The sequence below is a fragment of the Streptomyces sp. NBC_00012 genome (assembly GCF_045040875.1).
GTDB lineage: Bacteria > Actinomycetota > Actinomycetes > Streptomycetales > Streptomycetaceae > Streptomyces.
Window position 1 is genome coordinate 254,164 of sequence record NZ_CP108310.1, and the last position, 21,122, is coordinate 275,285.

The 21,122-nt window shown below is 67.8% G+C and carries 18 protein-coding genes and 8 pseudogenes; 11 read left to right on the forward strand and 15 right to left on the reverse strand.

The annotated features are described in order from the left end of the window. Nucleotides 1–577: 577 nt before the first annotated feature. From OHA19_RS40260 to OHA19_RS40275, 4 genes are all read right to left on the reverse strand, one after another. Nucleotides 578–739 carry a hypothetical protein gene (locus OHA19_RS40260; protein WP_331750357.1) on the reverse strand — a complete coding sequence of 54 codons (162 nt, stop codon included), beginning with the start codon at nucleotides 737–739 and terminating at the stop codon, nucleotides 578–580. 431 nt (nucleotides 740–1,170) lie between these two features. After that, on the reverse strand, nucleotides 1,171–1,563 hold the full coding sequence (locus OHA19_RS40265; RefSeq protein ID WP_331750355.1) for a peptidase inhibitor family I36 protein: 393 nt from the start codon (nucleotides 1,561–1,563) through the stop codon (nucleotides 1,171–1,173). A gap of 145 nt (nucleotides 1,564–1,708) precedes the next feature. Beyond that, the gene (locus OHA19_RS40270; protein ID WP_331750354.1) at nucleotides 1,709–2,059 is read right to left on the reverse strand and encodes a hypothetical protein; all 351 of its coding nucleotides are present in this window, start codon (nucleotides 2,057–2,059) and stop codon (nucleotides 1,709–1,711) included. Nucleotides 2,060–2,662: 603 nt separating this feature from the next. Next, nucleotides 2,663–3,553 (reverse strand): helix-turn-helix transcriptional regulator, encoded by an 891-nt coding sequence (locus tag OHA19_RS40275; protein ID WP_331750767.1) that lies wholly within the window; start codon nucleotides 3,551–3,553, stop codon nucleotides 2,663–2,665. Between the two features lie 102 nt (nucleotides 3,554–3,655). On the opposite strand from OHA19_RS40275, the gene OHA19_RS40280 reads away from it, so the two are divergent. Both OHA19_RS40280 and OHA19_RS40285 read left to right on the forward strand, forming a co-directional pair. Continuing rightward, nucleotides 3,656–5,101: an MFS transporter gene (locus tag OHA19_RS40280; protein ID WP_331750352.1), complete on the forward strand. Its 1,446-nt coding sequence runs from the start codon at nucleotides 3,656–3,658 to the stop codon at nucleotides 5,099–5,101. A 278-nt stretch (nucleotides 5,102–5,379) separates the two neighbouring features. After that, the gene (locus OHA19_RS40285; protein ID WP_331750350.1) at nucleotides 5,380–5,601 is read left to right on the forward strand and encodes a helicase associated domain-containing protein; all 222 of its coding nucleotides are present in this window, start codon (nucleotides 5,380–5,382) and stop codon (nucleotides 5,599–5,601) included. A gap of 444 nt (nucleotides 5,602–6,045) precedes the next feature. On the opposite strand, the gene OHA19_RS40290 is transcribed toward OHA19_RS40285, so the two are convergent. The 5 genes and pseudogenes from OHA19_RS40290 to OHA19_RS40310 all read right to left on the reverse strand — a co-directional run bounded on the left by OHA19_RS40290 (nucleotide 6,046) and on the right by OHA19_RS40310 (nucleotide 9,539). Continuing rightward, the gene (locus tag OHA19_RS40290; protein ID WP_331750348.1) at nucleotides 6,046–6,756 is read right to left on the reverse strand and encodes an iron-containing redox enzyme family protein; all 711 of its coding nucleotides are present in this window, start codon (nucleotides 6,754–6,756) and stop codon (nucleotides 6,046–6,048) included. A gap of 130 nt (nucleotides 6,757–6,886) precedes the next feature. Next, complete coding sequence (locus OHA19_RS40295) at nucleotides 6,887–7,354, reverse strand: EF-hand domain-containing protein (protein WP_405753434.1); 468 nt, start codon at nucleotides 7,352–7,354, stop codon at nucleotides 6,887–6,889. Between the two features lie 261 nt (nucleotides 7,355–7,615). Beyond that, nucleotides 7,616–7,843 (reverse strand): annotated as a pseudogene (locus OHA19_RS40300) (TetR-like C-terminal domain-containing protein); the annotation flags it as partial. Nucleotides 7,844–8,233: 390 nt separating this feature from the next. Next, nucleotides 8,234–8,668: pseudogene (locus tag OHA19_RS40305) on the reverse strand (IS5 family transposase); the annotation flags it as partial. A 120-nt stretch (nucleotides 8,669–8,788) separates the two neighbouring features. Beyond that, nucleotides 8,789–9,539 (reverse strand): annotated as a pseudogene (locus tag OHA19_RS40310) (transposase family protein). Between the two features lie 232 nt (nucleotides 9,540–9,771). Between OHA19_RS40310 and OHA19_RS40315 the strand changes: the two are divergent. From OHA19_RS40315 to OHA19_RS40330, 4 genes and pseudogenes are all read left to right on the forward strand, one after another. Beyond that, a complete protein-coding gene (locus OHA19_RS40315) occupies nucleotides 9,772–11,253 on the forward strand; it encodes a serine/threonine-protein kinase (protein ID WP_331750344.1) in 1,482 nt (493 codons plus the stop codon). A 47-nt stretch (nucleotides 11,254–11,300) separates the two neighbouring features. Further along, nucleotides 11,301–11,423: a hypothetical protein gene (locus OHA19_RS40320; protein ID WP_331750342.1), complete on the forward strand. Its 123-nt coding sequence runs from the start codon at nucleotides 11,301–11,303 to the stop codon at nucleotides 11,421–11,423. Between the two features lie 301 nt (nucleotides 11,424–11,724). Continuing rightward, a pseudogene (locus tag OHA19_RS40325) lies at nucleotides 11,725–12,077 on the forward strand (transposase family protein); the annotation flags it as partial. Between the two features lie 32 nt (nucleotides 12,078–12,109). Then, complete coding sequence (locus tag OHA19_RS40330) at nucleotides 12,110–12,310, forward strand: hypothetical protein (protein ID WP_405722770.1); 201 nt, start codon at nucleotides 12,110–12,112, stop codon at nucleotides 12,308–12,310. 254 nt (nucleotides 12,311–12,564) lie between these two features. On the opposite strand, the gene OHA19_RS40335 is transcribed toward OHA19_RS40330, so the two are convergent. The 3 genes and pseudogenes from OHA19_RS40335 to OHA19_RS40345 form a co-directional block, all read right to left on the reverse strand. Next, complete coding sequence (locus OHA19_RS40335; RefSeq protein WP_405722767.1) at nucleotides 12,565–13,332, reverse strand: reverse transcriptase domain-containing protein; 768 nt, start codon at nucleotides 13,330–13,332, stop codon at nucleotides 12,565–12,567. A 191-nt stretch (nucleotides 13,333–13,523) separates the two neighbouring features. After that, nucleotides 13,524–13,979: pseudogene (locus tag OHA19_RS40340) on the reverse strand (transposase); the annotation flags it as partial. Further along, a pseudogene (locus OHA19_RS40345) lies at nucleotides 13,973–14,457 on the reverse strand (IS6 family transposase); the annotation flags it as partial. The pseudogenes OHA19_RS40345 and OHA19_RS40340, both read right to left, overlap by 7 nt. Nucleotides 14,458–15,029: 572 nt before the next feature. On the opposite strand from OHA19_RS40345, the gene OHA19_RS40350 reads away from it, so the two are divergent. The 4 genes and pseudogenes from OHA19_RS40350 to grpE all read left to right on the forward strand — a co-directional run bounded on the left by OHA19_RS40350 (nucleotide 15,030) and on the right by grpE (nucleotide 18,465). Next, nucleotides 15,030–15,260 carry a DUF6480 family protein gene (locus OHA19_RS40350; protein ID WP_331750336.1) on the forward strand — a complete coding sequence of 77 codons (231 nt, stop codon included), beginning with the start codon at nucleotides 15,030–15,032 and terminating at the stop codon, nucleotides 15,258–15,260. Nucleotides 15,261–15,562: 302 nt separating this feature from the next. Beyond that, nucleotides 15,563–15,806: pseudogene (locus tag OHA19_RS40355) on the forward strand (Hsp20/alpha crystallin family protein); the annotation flags it as partial. 131 nt (nucleotides 15,807–15,937) lie between these two features. Then, entirely contained in the window at nucleotides 15,938–17,803 is a 1,866-nt protein-coding gene (gene dnaK, locus OHA19_RS40360) for a molecular chaperone DnaK (protein WP_331750334.1), read from the forward strand. After that, nucleotides 17,800–18,465, forward strand: coding sequence for a nucleotide exchange factor GrpE (grpE, locus tag OHA19_RS40365; protein WP_405722763.1), 666 nt, complete (start codon nucleotides 17,800–17,802; stop codon nucleotides 18,463–18,465). The genes dnaK and grpE overlap by 4 nt, the downstream gene beginning before the upstream one ends. A gap of 218 nt (nucleotides 18,466–18,683) precedes the next feature. Here the strand turns inward: grpE and OHA19_RS40370 are convergent, their stop codons facing one another. The 3 genes and pseudogenes from OHA19_RS40370 to OHA19_RS40380 all read right to left on the reverse strand — a co-directional run bounded on the left by OHA19_RS40370 (nucleotide 18,684) and on the right by OHA19_RS40380 (nucleotide 20,456). Beyond that, nucleotides 18,684–19,262, reverse strand: a complete 579-nt coding sequence (locus OHA19_RS40370) for an IS630 family transposase (RefSeq protein ID WP_331754697.1) — start codon at nucleotides 19,260–19,262, stop codon at nucleotides 18,684–18,686. A 91-nt stretch (nucleotides 19,263–19,353) separates the two neighbouring features. After that, a pseudogene (locus OHA19_RS40375) lies at nucleotides 19,354–19,758 on the reverse strand (transposase); the annotation flags it as partial. 71 nt (nucleotides 19,759–19,829) lie between these two features. Continuing rightward, a complete protein-coding gene (locus tag OHA19_RS40380; RefSeq protein WP_331754195.1) occupies nucleotides 19,830–20,456 on the reverse strand; it encodes a hypothetical protein in 627 nt (208 codons plus the stop codon). Between the two features lie 347 nt (nucleotides 20,457–20,803). Here OHA19_RS40380 and OHA19_RS40385 point away from each other — a divergent pair, with 347 nt between their 5' ends. Beyond that, complete coding sequence (locus OHA19_RS40385) at nucleotides 20,804–21,115, forward strand: hypothetical protein (protein WP_331750327.1); 312 nt, start codon at nucleotides 20,804–20,806, stop codon at nucleotides 21,113–21,115. Nucleotides 21,116–21,122 lie beyond the last annotated feature (7 nt).

Here is a 21,122-nt window from a genome sequence, read left to right on the forward strand (position 1 = left end):
GCGGAAGGGCCCCTTCCGAAGCCCTCTGCAAGCAGGAGCGGTTCCTCGTGCGGAGGTGGCCATGATTGCTCGGCTCCCGGAACACTGCCGTTCCAGAGATGGAAGGACACCATCGGTTCCTCCGGGTTCTCAGTCAGGTAGCCCAGAGTCTTGCCGTAGTAGGGGTTGTTACTGCCGAACAGCACGGACGGGGCACCGAACTCGTCGACGATGTCCGTCCACGGTACGCAGGGGAAGGCGACCTGCTGACCAAGTGTCTGCACTACAACCCGGGCCCAGGCACATACAAGGGAGCCATCGGCGGAGCAGCGGGCAAATACACAATGATTCTCTCGGTCACCTGGTTCAATGGCGAATGCCCCTGATCCCGCCGGATACACGCGCGCTGTGAGGTCGGAATGCAAACCCTTTCCGACCTCACAGCGCTCCCCATGCGAACCCTCACTCGGTCCATCGCTGTGACGCAATCCGCAGACGACTACGCTGAAACTCCACCTCATAGGGATCCGGAAATCAAACGGTCCTGCTCTACGTCACAAGACGGGAGTAGCCCCGTTGTCGCGTGACTACTGGTGGATCAGCATTCCCCGTCGAACCACTGCACCGAGAGCAACCGGGTGTTCTTGCCCGCTGCTCCACCGATGACTCCCTTGTATGTGCCTGGGCCCGGGTTGTAGTGCAGACACTTGGTCCGTACGTTGGATCCCGCGCCACCGTCCTGCGTGTAGTTCCACTTCACGCGCAGATGGTCCGCACCGTCCTCAAAGCCGTTGTTGAAGACCTATATGTGGCCGCCCGTGCCCGCCATCATGATCTGATTGAAGTTGTCGGGGCGGTGGATGAACGGAGTGTCAGCGCTTTTCCACCATGCACAGAAGTCGCCCTTGGCGCAGCCCGTGGGGCTGGGCTCTGCAACGGCGGGACCGACCCCCGTGAGCGTGGCTGTCACCGCAAGGACGACAGACGTGATGAACATGCCGAGAGTCCGTTTACGCGATGAACATGCCGAGAGTCCGTTTACGCATGGGTGTGGATCTCCCCCCTCGTGATCGCTTTTTTGGTGAGCATCAAACACTTCGCCACCTTTTCTCCTATCCTGTTTGCGTCGGGCATCCTGGAATGCCGTGCCGCCACGCACCGATGGTCGGGCGACACTGCCGGCAATGACCATCAGCACTCACCGCGCCACCGGACCCCCTTGGCAGTGACCCCGATCGAGAAGTTGTACTTGTAGGTTCCAGGACCTGGGTTGTAGTGGTAGCAGCGGATGTGGTTCGAGAGTCCGTCGTAGAACGTGAAGTCCACGTGGTCGCATCCGCTGCAATCGTTGCCGTTGTTGAAGATGGACCTGACTCCCTTGACGAACCCGGACGAGTCTCCAGGACCCCAGTCACCCGACGCCTTCTTCAGAAGCGTGCCGTTCTGGTTCTCCCCCGAGTACATGCAGAAGTAGCCCTTAGGGCAGCCAGGAGGGTTGCTCTCCGCGTACGAGGATGATGCCAGGCCAGCAGTGAGGGCCAAGGCCGCAGATGCCGCAAGGGTGCCCAGCAAGCCATTCTTCATTGATTCTCCCTCTGTGTTCCCTGGTGAGAATTACGCGTCTCATGCGAGGCCGGGGCGTGAATCAGCTATTCCGAAGGGGAAAACCAGCCGTGCTCGGTCGGCTGCTCCCCGACGTCCTGTTCGGCACTGTCGCTATCGCCCAGCGTCAGGACCCGCTGCCGGGCGCGCCGTTGTCGTCTCCGGCAGGCACGAAGGTCCCGGCCCCGGGCCCGCCCGCGTCGTCTCCGGCCGGCGCGAAGGTCCCGCTCCCGGGCCCGCCGTCGTCGTCCCCAGCCGGTGCGAAGACCCCGCCACCAGGCGCGCCCTCGTTGTCCCCGGCAGGCCCGAAGCCCCCGCCACCAGGCGCGCCGCCGTCGTCTCCGGCGGGTGCGGAGGTGCCGTGCCCGGGCGTGGTGGCTGTGGCTGTGGTGGGTGTGGCGGCGTGGGCGGTGCCGGCCACGCCGCCGGCAAGGGCGAGGGCGGTTACTGATGCGGCGATGAGCTTTCGTGTACGCATGGTGGCCTCCCCGTTGTGTGCCGCTCGGACCAAGAAAAGGGGGGCGGCATATTTCCCCAGGGGTGCCGGGTGGCTCCCCGCAGGGCAACACTCGCATTCCCGTGAGGGTGTGTCCTGTTCATTCGGGCCTGCCCGAAACACCCTCGCCAACCACCCACCAGGAGCTGAGATCCTGGACTGACGGCCCCCAGCTCGGCACGGTGTCGTCGCATCAGGACGTCGCGTTCGAGGAAGGCCTCGCCACTGCCCGTTAGGTGCTGCACAGCGAACGGCGCCGAGTGTGGGCAGACGGGGGCCTGGCAGGATCTGGCCGTCGGGGTGGGCTCCTGACACCGCCCCGGCACGAGACGGCGTCGATACCGCGGATCGTGATTCCGTCGCATTCTGCGACGCACGGGGGTCGATGATCGATATCGTGCAAATGGTCGGACGCGCCCTGAGAATCAAGCCCGGTGAAGGGAAAATTGCTTCTCTGATTGTTCCGGTACGGAACCCTCGCGAAGGTCCTCGGGGCGCTGCGGGCACACGACACCGAAACGATCGAACACCTCGCGGATAGGACGTACGGCGTCGGGGTGCAGCTCTCAGCCCCCGGGCCGGTCCTCAGGCTCCTGCGGCCGAACCGTCGGCGGAGTCGCCGCGGGAGGTCCACGCCGGTGCGGCGCCGACCAGCGAGTCGAGGCGTTCCAGACGCTGGGCGGTGGCGACGTCGGTGGGCGTCATGACGATGATCCGCTCGCCCCGCACCCGGTCCAGCCACAGGCTCTGGAACTGGACGTCGAGGGCGCCGACGCGCGGTGACTGGTAGCGGCGCAGCTGGGTGCGGTCGCCCACGATTTCGTACGACTCCCAGTGCCGTACGAAGTCCGGCGACTCCTGGCGCAGCCGGGTGATCAGCGCGTTCCAGCGGGGGTCGTCGCGGTGTTCCGGCTGGCGGGTGCGGAGCTTCGCGGTGATTTCGCGAAGGACGCTGTCCTCGTCGACCAGGCTGTTGCGCCAGCGCGGTTCGGTGAACATCAGCCAGGCGCAGTTGCGTTCCTCGACCGGGTACGCGTCCAGGTCGGCGAACAGGTACCGGTAGGTGCGATTGGCCGCGACCAGGTCGTAGCAGTCAGTCTGCACAGCGGCCGGGTACGGCAGCAGCTTGGCCAGGACGGCGGTGTGCTCGGGGCGCAGGTCCATGGGCGGTCCTGGCTCGGTGGCCGTGACACGGCCCGCGAGTACCATCAGGTGGCGGTGCTCGGCGGCATTCAGGCGCAGGACGCGCGCCACCGCGTTCAGTACCTGGTCGGACGCGTTCTTGGCCCGCCCCTGTTCGAGCCACGTGTACCAGGTGACCCCGACGCCGGCGAGCTGCGCGACTTCCTCGCGCCGCAGACCGGGTGTACGGCGCCGGCCGCCTACGGGCAGGCCCACCTCACCGGGGGTGACGCGGGCGCGGCGGGCGCGCAGGAAGGCACCGAGGGTGCTGCGGTCGGGTGTCGAAGAGGTCACCACCCCAGTGTCATGGCTTGGGGCCGGTGGATCCAGGTAGTACTGGTACCCCTATAGCTGGGCTCCTGGTACCAGGATGACGAGGGGCGCAGGGTCGTGGTCATGACCACACAGACCGTTCCCGCCGCGCACACTGTGGCGCCGCACCCGGCGCGCGCCCTCACCGGCGCCGGCCTCGCCGTCCTGCTCGTCGTTTACCTGCCCGTGAACATGACGTTCGGGTCGGTCAACCTGCTCGAACCCGCGATCACCGATGACCTCGGCGTGACCGTGTCGGGCGGGCAGCTCGTGCTGTCCGCGTACACCACGGCGTTCGCCGCGACCCTCGTCGTCGCGGGGCGCCTGGGCGACCGGTTCGGACGGCGCCGGCTGCTCGCTGCCGGCGTCGGCGCGTTCGGCGTGGCCTCTGTCCTCGCCGCACTCGCACCGAACCTGGTCACACTCGTCGCGCTGCGCGCCGTACTGGGCATCGCCGCGGGCCTGTTCACCCCGCAGGTCCTGTCCACCATCCAGTCCACGGCGCCCGAGAAGCTGCGGGCGCTGGGCGTCACACTGTTCGCCGCCGTCAGCGGCATCGCGACCGTCACCGGACAGCTCCTCGCGGGCGCCGTGGCCCAGGCCGCCGGTGACCACTGGGGCTGGCGGCTCGTCCAGATGCTCACCGGGACGATAGGAGCGGCCGCGCTGTTCGCCCTGCGCACCGTGCCCGAGTCGCGCTCGACGGCACCGCTCGCGCTCGATCTGCGCGGGGCCGCGCTCCTCGGCACGGGCCTGCTCCTCGTCGTGGTGCCCTTGACGCTCGGCACCTCCGCGGGTGGTCCTGCCCCGGTGCTCGCGATGCTGGCCGCAGGCGGTGCGGTGCTCGCCGTCTTCGCCCGCTCGCAACGCGCCGCGGAACGCCGCGACGAACTGCCCGTCGTACCGCCGAGTGTGCTGCGCACCCCGGCCGTACGCCAGGGCCTGATCATGACGCTGCTGTTCTTCACCGGCTACGGGGCCTTCCTGTACGAGTTCTCGGCGCTCTCCCAGGGCGCGTTCGGCGTGGACGCCTGGGGCGCCGTCGTGCTTCTGCTCGGGTTCGGCGCGGCGTTCGTCGTCACCGCCCTCGCCCTGCCGGCCGTGGAACGCCGCACCGGACGCTGGACGATGACGGGTGCGGCCATCGGGCAGGCGGCTGTGCTCCTGGGCCTCGCCCTCACCGTGAACGGCACCCACGGCGGGTCCCCGTCGGCCCTGCAGCCGCTCCTGATCGTGCTCGGTGTCACTCAGGCCCTGATGTACGGGCCGGTCCTCCGCACGGTCCTGTCCCGCACACCGACGTGGGCGGCCGGTGTCGCCGGTGGGCTCTTCACCACGTTGCAGCAGCTCGGTCTCGGCCTGGGCGTGGCGCTCCTGGGAGGCGTCTTCCACGCCGTGGCCACCGCAACGGCGGGCGGTCCCGCCACTGGACTGCCCCACGGTTTCGCCGTCGCCGTGACCGTGCAGGCCGCCCTGGCACTGGCATTCGCCTTCCTGGCCGCCCGTATCGCACCGGCCGGGGCGGCCTGACGCATGTGGATGTGCAGGTGTTCTTCGCGGCCTGGGTGTCTCATGAGCCCTGGTCGTCGGGTCGGACTTCGTGTGATCAACGACGCGACACCCCCGACGGTACGAACACCAGAGACGAGAACGCGGACTCACCACAGGCGTGCGGGTGAGCGGGGCGGCGGCGGGGTGCTGCGGTTCAGCGAGGAACGCGGCCCCGGGGCGGCGGCGCAGTTCGTTCGGCTGCGGGTCATCGACCCGGAGGGCGCCTACTGGCGGCGCGGGATCGAGGCGGCCGGACGGTGGCTGCGCAAGACCGGGAACACCGTGCTGCGGGTGCTGTACACGGTCGTCACGCCGGAGGACTGGGGCGGGGTCGCTGGTATCCGCTCGGGCAGTGGATCGCCGACCAACGCCGCACCTACGCGGCCGGGACACTGGAGGCCAGGCGCGTCGCCGAGCTGGAGCAGCTCGGGACGGTGTGGTCGGAGACGGCAATCAGAGCGCGCTGGGACAGGCCGTAGTCGAGCACGGCCGCAGTCGTCACGTCGGTGTCTCGCATGCGGGACTCCTGCGGCCACGGCGGCCTGGATGGCGCCCAGGGCGTGGGCGACGTCGAGCAGCCGGGACGCCCGTGACCGGCTGACGCCCTCTTGGAGCTCCCGCCCCGCTGACCACGCATTCCTCACTCAGTGACCAGCTGATCCTCACTGCTTGTCCAGCACCAGCGCCCGGCCATCACTGCTCAACACCCCATAGAAACACCCGAACCGGCCCGGCCCACAGCACCCAAGACCGGACACCGAACCGAGAACCACCCCAGACAAGGAAGCGGAGACTCCCACTTCGCTCTGCGGGACCAGGCAGGGGCGTTCGGCCCCATCGCCTCGACACCGACGGCCTGGCGGCTGCTCGCCGACGTTGACGAATTCACCGCGCTCGCAGCCTTCCTGCTCGCCCAGCCGTGATCAGTTTTGCTGTGAACGACCCAGTTCGGACAGATCGCTGTAGAGGCGGTTCAGCGCGTACGCGCCCAGGCCGAGGCCCTGGTCGATTCGGCGTCGTGCGGCTGGGTTTCGGTAGTGGGGTTCTAGCAGCAGGAAGAAGTCCTCTGCGTGTTGTTCGTCGATTTCGGAGTGGAGGCCGTAGTGCATCAGGTCGGCTTGAGCGACCCAACCGCGGTTCACAGCCGCGTTGCCCGTGATGGCCGATACCGAGGCGAATGCGTACTCGATCGCGCCCATGCAGCCAATTCCTACCTGCGGGTCCTCCCACGTACACACCGCACTGAGAACGCTGTTGTACGCGTGGACGGCCGGCATCATCTTCAGGCCGTTCAGCCGTACGGTGTCGCTGCCGATGCTGGCCAGAAATCTGCGGAAGGTCTCGTGATGGAATTCCTGAGGGCGGAATCCGCCGTGTTCTTCCACGACATTGCCCAGGATGCCGATGCGATCCGCGGGGTGCTCGATCCGGGACACCAGCGCAGCCATCGGACGGGCGAAGTAGGTGACGGCGAAACCTAGTTGCTCCTGGCTTGTGCGGAAGTTCTCCAACGACATGCTTCCGTCTACCAGCGTTCGGAAGTACGGATTGTTCAGGACACCGGTCTCGGCCACGATGTGCTTGGCGTGCGCTGTCACCAGCGGGGCCTTGGTTGTCTGCAGATGGGTGGTCACAGTCGTTTCTCCTGGCGTGTTGTTCCTGAGCGCGGCTCGATGCGGGACTGGCGGAGCCCCTCTGATCGCCGGTGCCGAGTGGAATCAGCACCCGACGGCGGACGAGAGGACGCTGTCCGGTTCTGTCGGCTCAGGAACGCAGGGCTCCCAGGAGGCGGTGACCTCGGTCGTTCGGATCAGTACTGCTGTGGAACACGCGAATGGCCGCTCTCAGCTCGTCAGTTGAGATGGAGCCGGAGCTGTCAGTGTCGATGTCGGCGAACGACACGTCGATGTCTTCGTCGCTCAGCGCGAAAGAGGACTGAAACAGGCGCTTGAACTCGGACTTGTCGAGTTCGCCGTCCCCGTCGACGTCGGCGGTGGCCACGAAGACCTTGGCCGACGGCGTGACAATCCGCGCGTAATCATCCGGCTTGTCCCCCAGGCTGACAAACCCGGCCAGGAATTCGTGGCGTGATACGACGCCGTCCCCGTCCGTGTCCATAGGGACAAACAATCTCTTCCAGTACTCCAGAAGGGATCTCTGCAGCGCGCTGGCGGGGGCGGTTCCTGGCGTGAGCTTGAATTCCTGCGTCGTGCGGCCCACCCAGGCGTACACGTCGGTTTCGCTGACCCACCCGTCGCGCTGTGATGGAACACGTTGTAGTAATGCTGGGCCTTGCTGTGGATAATGGATTTTCCCGGCACGCGAAGACCTCAAATTTTCTTGTGCGGTGGGCTAATCGAATACCCACCGCGACCCGGTCCACGAGCAATGACTCGTGAGCTCAGGGTGGCAGCGTTTCCCTTCCCGGGCGCCGGCACCAAAGCTTCACCACTCATTCGAGTGAGTAATTCGACCTGGCAGTTTCAGCCCGGTTCAAGGGCGTGGCGCCGGCGCGACCGCGATCCGGCGCTGGATGTCCTCAAGCAGGTTCCGCATCGCTGTGCGGAAGATTTCAGTCTGGTGGTCACCGAGGAAAGAGGTGTGCCCGAACACCTCAAGGGCGACGAGGCCATGCAGGTGTCCCCACGCGATCAGCAGGAGCGCGGTCGCTGGGGGCGGCAGATATCCCAGGCCGTAATGCGGCAGCTGGTCCAGATAGGCCCCTGGATGCAGGCGGTCCACTGGGCCGCTGGGTCCGGGCTGTACCGGCCGCACGGGCCGCGCAGTTTCGGGCCGACGACGGTGCGGGTCGCCCAGGAGCTGGCGCAGCTGTTCCCGTGCCGTCCGGAGATCGAGTACCTGGTGCGGCGTACCGGGCTGTCGGAGCGGTCGGTGGAGTACCACCTGGGGATGCTGCGGGAGGCCGGGCTGCTCGCGTACATCGTGCGGGCACCTCGGCTCCTTCGCTGGCTAGACCTCGATGTACGCGACGACCACGGTGCGCAAAGCCGTGACCCAGTACAAGAGCCGTACGCGCTCGACTTCGTCGGCGTACTGGCGCAGCTGGGGGCCGGCGGTGTCGCCGGGGATCGGCTTGCCGACGTCGGGGTCGCCGTCGCGGTCCTGGATGTTCGCGGCGACGACGTGGACGGCCAGGAGCAGGCCGAGGGTGTCGGTGACGATGAACCGCTTGCGGCCCTTGACCTTCTTGCCCGCATCGAAGCCTCTGGTAGCAGCGGGGACGGTGTCGGCAGTGCGCACGGACTGAGAGTCGATCAGTCCGGCACTCGGTTCAGGGTTGCGTCCGTCGGCCTCGCGGACCCGGTCACGCAGTGCGTCGTGGACGCGCTCGACGGTGCCGTCATCGTGCCACCAGGCGAAGTACCAGTAGACCGTGGGCCAGGGCGGGAAGTCTTTCGGCAGCTGCCGCCAAGCGCACCCTGTCCGCACCACGTAGAAGATCGCGTCCACGATCCGACGCCGCGGATGCTTCTCCCGCCGCCCGCCCTTCGGCCCCACCCGCGCCGGCGGCAGCAACGGCTCCACAAGCCTCCACTACTCGTCCGTCAGGTCCGACGGATACCCGCCCCCAGAACCACTCACGGAGAGTCCAACGAGCACGTCAGCCCACGGCTACGGCAGATCTCAAACGCGGTCTGAGCGTTTTCAGCGCTGCCTCTCCAGGGTGAGGACGGCTGCGGCAATTGACGTCATGCGGTTGGGGCTTACGCGGGACCGGCGGAAGATGCGCCAGGACTTCAGCCGTGCCATCCCGCGTTCGACGGGTGCCCGGGCCCGGGCCAGTGCTCGGTTGACTGTGCGCTGGGTCGGGGACAGTTCGCCGCCGGGAGGCCGTTTGCGCCCGGTGGTCACCCACGGTCCGGCTCCCTGGTAGGCGCGGTCGGCGAGGACGGGGACGCCCTGGCGTTCGCAGATCCGGATGATCCGGTGCGCGCGGGCCGCTGTGAGGTCGTGGGCACGGCCGGGCAGCGTGGGCGAGATCCACAGCACGTGACCCGTCGGGCCGGTCACGACCTGCACGTTCACACCGTGCCGGCGGTGCTTGTGGGAGTAGTCGGCCCGTCCGTCACCGGTCCGGTCGCACTCCGCGAGGGTGCCGTCGAGCAGTACGTAGTCCGGATCGCTCTCGCGCAGGACTTTGAGCAGGCCCGGAGCCCGGTCGGCGAGGAGAGCGATCACGCTGGATGCGTAGGTGTGGGTGGTGCCGACAGAGATCCCGAAGCCGGCGGCTATCTGCGCGAGGGGGGTCGTGCTTGCGCAGGTACACCAGGGCGACCAGCGCACGCTGGTGCGGCGGGAGCTTGCAGCGCCGGTCGCCCTCGTGGGTGACGATGAGCATCGTGACCCACTCGACCAGAGCGTGCGGCAGGTCGAGTGCGGCAGGATAGGGAACCAACGATGCTCCTGTGCCGGTGGGTTGAGACTCCGAACACTTCCCTCAACGGCGCGGGGGCCTCGTGCGTTGCGCGTCCAGCCGCCGTCACCCGATCAGTGACCAGGGCGAAAGAGCTCAGCAAGCCCCCCATAAGTCCAAGGAATCCAGCATGAGTTGACTGACAGTACGTCAAAATAGCTGTCCCCGAGGCGAATTCGCCCCGAGGGCCGTCAACGACATTTCGGGGGTGTCTATGCATGAGCCGGGACAGGGCCTGGGGCCCGAGGATCCGCGCACGGTCGGGGAGTACGAGATCACTGGCAAGCTCGGCGAGGGCGGCATGGGCCGGGTCTACCAGGGCCGCTCGCCCGGCGGCCGGCTGGTCGCCGTCAAGGTGGCCCGCGCCGAACTCGCTGCCGACGAGGGTTTCCGCGCCCGCTTCCGCAGCGAGATCGCCGCCGCGCGGCAGGTCGGCGGCTTCCACACCGCGCAGGTCGTGGACGCCGACCCGGACGCCACCCCGCCCTGGATGGTCACCGCCTTCGTGTCCGGCCGCGACCTCGACCGCACGGTCGCCGAGGACGGACCGTTCGACGAGGGCGCGCTGTACGCCCTGGGCGCGGCGCTGGCCGAGGCGCTGACCGCGATCCACGCTTGTGGGGTGGTGCACCGCGACCTCAAGCCGAGCAACGTCATCATGTCCGACGACGGGCCCCGGGTCCTAGACTTCGGTATCGCCCGCGCCCTCCATGACACCCGTCTCACCCACACCGGCAGCGTCATCGGCACGGCCGGCTTCCTCGCGCCTGAACAGATCGAGCAGGGCACCGTCGGACCCGCCTGCGACGTGTTCGCTCTCGGCACGGTCCTGGTGCACGCGGCAGGCGGCAGCACCTTCGGCGAGGGCCCGGCGATGAGCCTGCTCTACCGGGCCGTGCACGGCGAGCCGGACCTGTCGGCGGTGCCGGAGGGGCTGCGCGCGATAGTCGGCTCCTGTCTCACCAAGGACCCGGCGGACCGGCCCACCGCACCCGGCCTGCTCGCCGAACTGCGCGCCCACGCACCGGTCCCGGTGCCAACACCGGACCCGGCCCCCGGCCCGTCCCCCGATCCCGCCCCGGCCGCGCCGCCGAAGACCCCCACACCACCGGCCGCCGCCCCGAGGCCAGTGCCGGTGCCGCCCACCGCTGTGGCCCCGCCCGCCCCCGTGGTCTTCAAGGCCACCCCCGGGCGCAAACTCACCAGACTCGTCTGGCCTCTGATCGGCGCGCTGTTCGCGGCCCTGGTCACCCTCGGGGCCTGGCAGACCGACTACGCGGAGTACGACAACGACCAGAGACTCCGGCTCTGGGCGCCGGTGGCGCTGGCCGCGTTCGCGCTCCGCGTCGCGGTCGTCCTCGCCCGGCCCCACACCGTCACCGTCGAGACGCCCGGCCTCACCGTCCGCAGCCGGCGCAGCACCCGCAAGGACGACCCGTTCGTCACCATCCCGTGGACGGACGTCGTCGCCGCCAGCCGCCCGCCGGTCGCCAAGGGCCCGAACGTGCAACTGCTCCTCAGGCTGCGCTGGGGCGCCCCGCTGCCGCTCCCCCGCCAGGGCGTCGAGCCCCGGTACCCGGACTGGGTCACCGTCACCGTGCCCCGGCCGATCGGTACCACGACCACCACGCTGCGGGGACAACTGCGCGAGGCCGTCGCCCGCTGCGCCCCGCACGTCCACGTCGACTACCTCTGACCCCGGACGCCCGTCATCCGCCCTGCCCCCGCCCGTACGCTGGGCGGATGGTCAGGCTGCTGCCTGCCGACGACGAGACAGCAATCTGGGCCGGGGCATGGGCGATCTTCGCCACCGCCCCCGGGGTCGAGGTGGTCGCCGAAACCTGGGACGGGCACCAGGTGGTCTAACTGGCCCTGCTCGCATCCGGATGCCCCGGCTCGACGGGCTCGGCGCTGCCGAGGAACTGCGGCGGGCGCACCCGGGGCCATCGTGGTACTCACCACCTTCTCGGAGGAGGCATACGTCGAGCGGGCCCTGGGCAGCGGCGTGAGCGGCTTCCTGTTGAAGTCCGCGAGCTGATCGCCAAGCTGCAGGCGGTCGCGGGCGGCGGGGCCGCGCTCTCGCCCGTCGTCGCCCGGCGGGTCATCGACACCCTCGGCGGCGAGCGGCTCGGCCAGGCCGCCGACGCCCGGGACCGGCTGGCGCCGCTCACCGGCCACGAGCGGGAGGTCGTGGCGCTGCTCGCCGCGGGCCTACTCTTCACCGCTCCCTGTCCGAACCCACCGCATCATCCGGACTTGCGAACGCCAGGGCGTTCCCGTCCTCGCCGACCGCGCCTACATCGGGGCTGGCCCCTGGGTCACCACCGGACTCAAACGCCCACCAGGCGGTGAACTCACCCTCACCGCACCACCAACTGGACCCTGGCCACGGCGAGGGCACCGGTCGAACGAGGCATCGCGCGACTGAAGTCCTGGCAGATCTTCCGCAGATCCCGCATCAGTCCCAACCACATGGCCGTCATCACCAAAGCCATCCTCACCCTGGAGCAGCAACGCTGAAAACGCTCACTGACGACTGTTCACTCGTCGGCGTGGCCGCCGGTTCCGAGGGTCTGCCGCGGGGACGGTGGTGCGGCCGGGTGTGTGCCGAGTACGCCTCGGGCGCGCAGTTCGTCGAGGTCGGACAGGCGCTCTCCGGAGAGAGCGTCGAGGAGGTCGGCCTGGGCGGCGCGGATGCTGTGCGCGGGAGCCTGGGGGCCGGTGCCAAGGGCACGGCGGACGGTCACTGGTAGTCAGGGGCGCGGTGCCCAACGGGCCCGTTTCCCCATCCCCCTTTCAATCCGTACGTGCGGTTTTCCCGCATACGGCTTACCGGTGATCTTCTTGACAAGGTTACGCCGCCTTCGGATAGCGAATCGTGCCACGCAGGTGGTACAGGCCGTGCCCTCTAAACCACTCTTCTACCCATTCCGCCCGTTGCCCAGCCCGTAGGTTGCGCCCCCGCTTCTTAACCATCAAGCGTTGGAGTCGCCACACCACATACCCGTCAACAGCCCGGATTCCGAGCAGCGTTCCCGGTTCGGAAATAGTTACCCCAGCCGCGCAGGATCGGATTCAAATCCGCGATTACATCACGGATGTCCATTCCAGTCCGACGGCGGTCAGTCCTCTCGCGGACCTTATCCCGGAGTCGCTTCATTGCCGCCTGCGACGGCCAGCGGTGCAGATAGAAGCGGATCCTTCCGTACTTCTCCCACACCCTGCCCGAGAAGCGCGCCCTGAAGTGGCAGCCAAGGAAGTCGAGTCCTTCCCGGCCCTCTCTGAGGTCAACTACCTTCGTCTTGTCCGGGTGCAGTCGCAACCCAAGCGAGTCGAGGATTTCCCCGACTGCTGTCAGAGCCGCCCTTGCCTGGGACGCTGTTCGGCACAGGACGACACCATCATCCGCGTACCTCACCAACTCCCCTGCTCCGCGCTGCGACAGCTCGGAGTCCAGGACGTGCAGGTAGATATTGGCGAGCAGAGGAGAAATCACCCCACCTTGCGGCGTCCCAGCGACCGTCCGCTGGAACATCCCGCCTTCCATCACACCTGCTTGCAACCACAGACGAACCAACTTGAGCACCCTACGATCCGACACCCGGCGCTCAACCTCGACGAGAAGACGGTCGTGGTCAATCTCGTTGAAGAAATTGCGGATGTCGAACTCCACGACAAAGCAGCGGCCCTTGATGAAGCCGGGGCTTTCCCCTTGATCGTGGACACCGGTTGTCATGCGGCGGTGGCCAGCGTGCAGGCACATGTGTGCCACCACCGAGGCGAGCATAGCCGCGTGCAACACGCTCAAGGCCAGATTCCGGTATCGAGACTACGTTTTCGCAGCTCAGACGCTAGTAGTGCTTGGTCAGGTTGGTATCGGGGTGGGCATGTTGCGGTGGCAGGTGGGGCAGGCACCGGTCCACACCGCGAGGAGGATCTGTAGCTCGCGGACGACTTGGTAGAGGCTCAGGCCGGTGCCGCGTCTTTTGGGGCCCGGGCCAGTCGCTGCAGGGTGCAGAAGGCATGGGCGACGGAGACGAGGGTGACGTGATGGTGCCAGCCGCCCCAGGTCCGGCCTTCGAAGTGGGCCAGGCCCAGGGCCTGCTTCATCTCCCGGTAGTCGTGCTCGATGCGCCAGCGGAGCTTGGCGAGCCGGACCAGTGTGGTCAGCGGGGTGTCGGCGGGCAGGTCGGACAGCCAGAACTGGACCGGCTCGCTCTCGCCGGCCGGCCACTCGGCCAGCAGCCAGCACTCGGGCAGTTCCGGGCCGTCGGTGGCCTGGCGGATCTCACGTCCGGCGGGCCGGATCCGCAAGGCAACGAAGCGGGAGTACATCCGCTTGCGGCCGGAGCGGCCCGTGCCGGGCCGGGAGCCCTCCCGCCACTGGACCGGCCGTGCGGCTTTGCGGCCCGCCGCGATGACCCCCGGTTGTTCAGACCCTTGTGGGCGCGGTGTTCTACGGAGGGCATGACCTCGCGGTGGGCCGCGCCGTAGGAGCGCAGCTTGTCGGTGACGACCACCCTCGGCACCGAGCAGGTCTTCTTGAGCAGTTTGCGGAAGAACCGCCTGGCCGCACCGGTGTCCCGCCGGTCCTGGACCAAAATGTCGAGCACGTCGCCATCGGCGTCGACGGCCCGCCACAGGTGATCCTGAGGAAGACCTCGTCCAGGTGCCACTTGTCGCCCGGCTGCACACGCCGGCGGCCCAGGCCGTTGGCGTAGACCTGCCCGAACTTCGTACACCAGCGGCGGACCGTCTCGTGGGAGACGAGCACGCCGCGCTCGAGCATCAGCTCCTCGACCTCGCGGAACGACAGCGGGAAACGGAAGTACAGCCACACGCAGCGCGCGATGATCTCCACCGGGTACCGGTGCCCCTTGTACGGCGGCGCGCTGTCCACGGACGACCCCTCCCAGCACGACCAACCAGAAGATCATCCCAGGCCGGTCAGTCAACGAGACAGTGCCCGACCGCGTCCAGAAGTCCCCTCACCTGCCGCCGGCGGAGACCGGCCGCCGCCTGGGCCTGCGCCCCGCGACCTGGTCGTCAACGGCCGCGTGATCAAGGTCAACCATCAGGCCGTCTGGTGATGGGCACGGTGCGCCGCTTCTGCTACACACCGCTGAGAAGGCGATGGCGCTTGCCATGGGCTCGGCGTCTGCATAGCGGCCGTCCCACACCGGTCTGGGGTCTGGGTGTATAGATCTGGCTCGCATGGGTAGGCACCAAGTGAGCACCGAATCGGAAGCCACTGGACCGAAGAAACGCCCCGCCAAGGCACTCGGCGAGCGAGTCGTGACGAATTCTCTTCTCACGGCGCAGTGCTCTTCGCGTCCGCACCCGGCGCTTTCCGGAGGCGCGTACGTTCATTTCGCATAGACACTTTCTCTGGAGAACGCGCTCGTCTCGAAGTTCGCCCCAGGTGAGGCAAGGAGAGCAGGGGCCTGACTTCCGGCGGGTGAGGAGGACGTGATGGCCGGAATCCATGAAGAGCTGCCGGACGAAGGTCTCTCCGTTCCGGAGGACACACAGATGGCTGCCGGCGCCACACCGCCCGCTGAGTCAGGCGTTTCCGAACTCGGCCCCCCACAGGAAGCCCCACGGAGGAGCTGGCGCCCGACACCCCTGACACCGGTCCTGGCGGTGTTTGTCCTGGTCCTGCTTCTGGTGGCGGCGCTGGCGATCTTCAAGGCTGTGGGGTGAGGGGAGCATCTGCTGCAGCACTGTGGCCGGGGCCGTCGTGGGCGCTCGGCGCGGCGCCGCCGTGGTTTATTTGAGCGGGTGCTTGAAAACGGAGCCCGCCGGGGACGGTTCCCGGATCCGCAGTCAGCACCACTGCCTCCGGATCCCGTACACGCACACGCCCCCGTGCGCAGCGACCGTACGGGTGATCGCCTCGGTGACCGTCCCGCCGGGTGTGGGCGCCCTCGGACGCGGCTGTGCCGCGGAAAGGGCGAACAGGAAGCTCATGCGAATCGATCCCTTCCGCGAGATGGACCGGCTGACTGCCTGGCGTTGAACGCGACTCCATCGACTTGCATGTCGAACAGAACGTGCTCACCGTGAAGGCGAGCGCCCGATCGGATCAGCCGGGGGCTGTTCCTGGGCGAGACGCTGGACACCGACCGCATCGCCGCCTCCTACGACGGAGGCGTGCTGCGGCTGACCATTCCGGTCGCCGAGCGGGCCAAGCCGCGGAAGATCGAGATCAGGGCCGGATACGGCTCACCCAAGAAAATCGACCTCTGAGCGGCAGCGAAGTCGAGGCGCTGCCCGCTCCTTGTCCCCCGCCCCCTCGGCTCGTCGTTCCCGCTGCCCCTCGGGTAGCCGACAGCCGAGGGAGTCACGTATCCGGAACACACGTTTGAAGGGAGCGAGTAATGACGCGGGCGGTAGGCATTGACCTGGGTACGACCAACTCAGTGGTCGCTGTCCTTGAGGGCGGCGAGCCGACAGTCGTCACCAACGCAGAGGGCTTGCGAACCACACCGTCGGTGGTCGGCTTCTCGAAGCAGAAGGGTGAGGTGCTGGTCGGTGAGGTCGCCAAGCGCCAGGCCGTGACCAACATCGAGCGCACCGCACGGTCGGTGAAGCGGCACATGGGCGAGACCAAGTGGCGTTTCCCGGAGTCCGGAGACATCGACGGCAAGCGGTACGCGGCGCAGGAGATCTCGGCGCGGGTCCTGCAGAAGCTGAAGCGGGACGCCGAGGCGTACCTGGGTGAGGACGTGACGGACGCGGTCGTCACCGTCCCGGCGTACTTCAACGACTCTCAGCGCACCGCCACCAAGGAGGCCGGTGAGATCGCAGGCCTGAAGGTGCTACGGATCATCAACGAGCCGACATCCGCGGCGCTCGCGTACGGTCTGGACAAGGAGAGCGATCAGACGATCCTGGTGTTCGACCTGGGTGGCGGCACCTTCGACGTCTCGCTGTTGGAGATCGGCGAGGGCGTGGTGGAGGTGAAGTCCACCAACGGTGACACGCACCTGGGTGGTGACGACTGGGACCAGCGGATCGTCGACTATCTGACCAAGCAGTTCAAGAACGCGTACGGTATCGACTTGTCCAAGGACAAGATGGCCACGCAGCGGCTGCGCGAGGCGGCGGAGAAAGCGAAGATCGAGCTGTCCGCAGCGACGGAGACGACGATCAGCCTGCCGTATATCACCGCGTCGTCCGAGGGTGCGCTGCATCTGGACGAGAAGCTGACGCGCGCCCACTTCAAGCAGCTCACTCAGGATCTGCTGGACCGCTGTAAGGGCCCGTTCCACAGCGCAATCAAGGACGCGGGGGTCTCTGTCTCGGAGATCAATCACGTGATTATGGTGGGTGGTTCCACCCGCATGCCCGCAGTGACAGATCTGGTCAGGGAGTTGACGGGGAAGGACCCGCACAAGGGTGTGAACCCGGACGAGGTCGTGGCCATCGGCGCGGCCCTGCAGGCTGGTGTGCTGAAGGGCGAGGTCAAGGACGTACTGCTCCTCGACGTCACCCCGCTGTCCCTCGGTATCGAGACCAAGGGCGGCATCATGACCAAGCTCATCGAGCGCAACACCACGATCCCGACCAAGCGGTCCGAGATCTTCACGACGGCCGAGGACAACCAGCCGTCCGTGCAGATCCAGGTCTACCAGGGCGAGCGCGAGATCGCGGCGTACAACAAGAAGCTCGGGATGTTCGAACTGACCGGCCTGCCGCCGGCCCCGCGTGGCGTCCCGCAGATCGAGGTCGGATTCGACATCGACGCCAACGGCATCATGCACGTGACCGCGAAGGACCTGGGCACGGGCAAGGAGCAGAAGATGACCGTCACCGGCGGCTCCGCCTTGCCGAAAAACGACATCGACCGCATGATGCGCGATGCCGAGGTACACGCCGAGGAGGACCGGCGCCGCCGCGAGGCCGCCGAGACCCGCAACCAGGCCGAGCAGCTCGTCTACCAAACCGAGAAGCTCCTGTCCGACAACGCGGACAAGATCCCCGGTGACGTGAAGACCAAGACGGAGGCCGCCCTTGCGGACGTCAAGGAGAAGCTGAAGGGCGAGGACACCGCCGCGATCCGTACCGCCATGGAGAAGGCGGCCGCAGCCTCGCAGAAGATCGGCAGCGCCCTTTACGCCCAGGCACCGGGCGCCGGAAGCGACGCCGACTCCGCGCCCCAGGCCGGGCAAGGGAGCGCCGAGGAGGAGGTCGTCGACGCGGAGATCGTCGACGACGAGAGGACGGAGGGCGGCGAGCGATGAACCGGCCGAACAAGTCTCGATCGCCACAGCAGCGCCACCAGCAGCCGCCACCTATCGTGATCCGGGACAACCGGAGCATCGACCCGGTCACACTCCAGCCGAGGAAACCCGACCAGGCGGCGGCCGAACGGGAGACCGGTCGCGGGGAGAAGAGCGCCGTTCTCGGAGCAGAGCGAGGCCCGGCACAGGGCGGCCAGGCGGCCGAACTGGAGGCGCAGCTCGCCGAGCGCACGGCCGACCTTCAGCGACTGAAGGCCGAGTACGACAACTACCGCAAGCGGATGCAGCGCGATCGCCTGGCGATCCGGGAGATCGCGGTGGCCAACGTCCTGTCCGGGTTGCTTCCCGTCCTGGATGCCATCGACCGGGCCCGAGAGCACGGCGAAGTGACCGGCGGCCTGAAGGCGGTCGCCGACGTCCTGGAGAACCATCTCGCCGGCCTCGGGCTGGAGACCGTCGGAATGCCGGGAGAACGCTTTGACCCCACCCGGCACGAGGCCGTCACCCACGAACTGTCGGACACGGTCGAGCAGCCGACCTGCGCCACCGTGCTGCGCCGCGGCTACCGGGTCGGCGATCAACTCCTGCGCCCCGCTCAGGTTTCGGTCGCCGAACCGCCTGACCGGGAAACCAGTCAGCAGCCGCCGTCTCACCCGGCGTAAGTACCAGGCAGTTATGGGCTTCTCGCACTTGGCGCACAGCATGGCCGGTACGCCGTGGCGACGCAGCAGATCAGCGAAGCCGCCTTGCCGAACCTCGTCGATGTGGTCGTACATACCCGACCAGTCCCCGATGACCATAAAACTGTTCCAGAGGCGACGTCCAGCGTGTCGTCCCAGACGGGCTCGGGGCTCACTCGGTGCATACTGACTTCGGCTCGTCAGGGTGAGGTCGGGGTGTCGAGGGTCAGGCCGGTGCCGGCTATGAAGCCGTCGAGGGTGTCGGGCCGGTACTGGAGGCGTTTGAGCCGGTTGCGGACGAGGGCCTCGAGTCGGTCGAGGGCCTTGACGGCGAGGTTGGCCAGGCTGCGTTTGACGTGTGCCCATACCCACTCGACGGGGTTGAGGTCGGGCGAGTAGGCGGGCAGCAGGAACACCGTCAGCCATGCACGCTCGGCGATCAGCTCGCGCATGGCGTGGGAGACGTGGGTGTTCAGGCGGTCCCAGACCAGCACGATCGGCGCTTTGACGAGTTGGTGGACACCGTCGATCAGTGCGATGAAGTCGCGCTCGCCCATGCTGCGGCGCTTGCCTCTGCCGGCGGGGTGGGTACGCAGGCGGTGGCACGGACGGGTGCGGGAACCGGGCCGCATGGCAAGCAGTCCGGCCACCGACAGCCGTCCCGAGCGTCGCCCGCTCACCGTCACCTGCGGTGTGCGGCCGCGTCGGCCCCAGGCGCGTCCCCTGGGCGGCCTGCGGGGGAAGCCTGCCTCGTCCTCGAAGCAGATGTAGCCCCGCAGACCGCCCGGGCTCTTCTACCTCCGCCCAGGTCGCCTCCTTCCAGACGGTGACGGCCTGCTCGTCGCGCCCGGCGACCCGCCGCGCGGGGACCTGCGGGCTGAAGCCGAGCCGGTGCATCAGCCTCGTCGCGCCGGAGACGCCGTAGGAGACGTGGAACTTCCTGCCGATCAGCGTGGCGACCCTTGCCGCGGTCCACACCTGGTCCTCCACCCAGCCCTGCGCGGCCGGGCCCTGCTCCAGATACGCGGCCAGCTTCTCCGGACAGCGCTCGGACAGACGGCACCGCGATCCGCTCGGGCCACGGGAAGCCAGAGCCCGCACACCACCCTCCCGCCACAACTGGTGCCACTGGTAGGCCGACTTCCGGCTCACCCGTAGACGCTGTGCCACCTCCAGCGGCTTGATGCCGTGCTCGAACAGCTCAGCCGCCTGCAGTCGTACCGACTCCCGGCGCAGCCGACCCGCAGCAGTCAGCCCCCCATCCGCATACCTCATCCACCACCGAACACAGCCACCACACCGGGCCCCTCAGGGACTTCGAGAAAGTTCACCCCAACGAGCCGAAGTCAGTAGCTGCCGCTCAGGGGAGACTCCCAGGTGGGATCATGCCGGGACCTTCTCTCTAGGTGGGCAAGCAGGTGCTCCGCCGTTGTGGAGGCCGTGTCTTGTGGCGAGCCGACCGCAGTCAGGGAGGTGGTGAGCCTTGCCCGGGCTGCCTCTGGCAGGTCCGGGTCCGCAAGGAGGGGAAGGACCAGCAGCAGGCGGGCGGCTGTGTCCTGGACGCCTTCGGCCGCGGTGGAAGGGTCGTCAGCGATGCGGACCAGTTCGTGCCAAGTCAGGCCAATCCCCGAGAAATCTCCTTCCCAGCTGGCGATCTGCTGGGCGTAGCTCCTGTCTGGGTGGGTGAGGAGGTAGTCGGTGCCGTAGTCGCCGACCAGGTTGCGGTAGATCACCACAGCTCCGGGACCATCTTCGGCCGGCACTCGGAACGTCGGCCAGCGTTCGGGATCGAAGAGGACCTCGGACATGGCATCGGCATCGGCGCCGTCATCGCCGAACCATTCCGGAGCCGGCCGCTCGGCACATGCCCCGTCACTGCACATCGCCAAAAGGTAGTTCGACCAGAAGCCCAGGCGGGCCAGCAGTGACTCGCCCGCCACCAGCGGGCCGTCGTCGTATCCCTTGATCAGCACCCTCGGATCCTGTCACCAGGCACTGACATGGTCCGATCCGGGATCGGTACGGGGCGCCACCCTGTTACGGGACAAGTCTTAGCTTGATCTTTAACCTCGGGGCCCGAACGAGTCCTCGTACTTGATCACTCGGACCGGTAACTGCCGTACGTGCAGGCGGCCTTCGGCTGAGCATGTGATCCGACCAAGGAACACACAACACTCAGCACGAAGGCCGTGGGAATGAGTCTGTCGCATCGCGTCGTCCCGCAGGATCCGGCAGCTTCAGCTACCCCGGCCGCCCCCGCAGCCACCCCAACTTCCCCCGCACGGGTCTGCTGCGCTACGCCGGCGACCCCGTCGGGCGGATGCGCCGCCTGGCCCTGGACGATCCGGCGTCCACGCCTGCCGATGTCGCGCGTCTCGCCCGCGATCCCGAAGCCGAGGTGCGCTGCCGCGCGGCTGAGGACCCCCGGTTGTCACCGGCCGACGCAGTGCGGCTGCTGAACGACCCGGCGGACTACGTCCGCAGGACCGCCATACGCAATCCGCAGCTGCCGGCCCGCGTCCTTGCCGGGCTGCTGCACGACCGCGCCACGGCATGCGCGGCGGTCACCAACCCGGCGATCCCGATCCCCGTCCTGCACCGCATCCTGGCCACGGCGGCCGGGGCTTCCTAATGCTGTT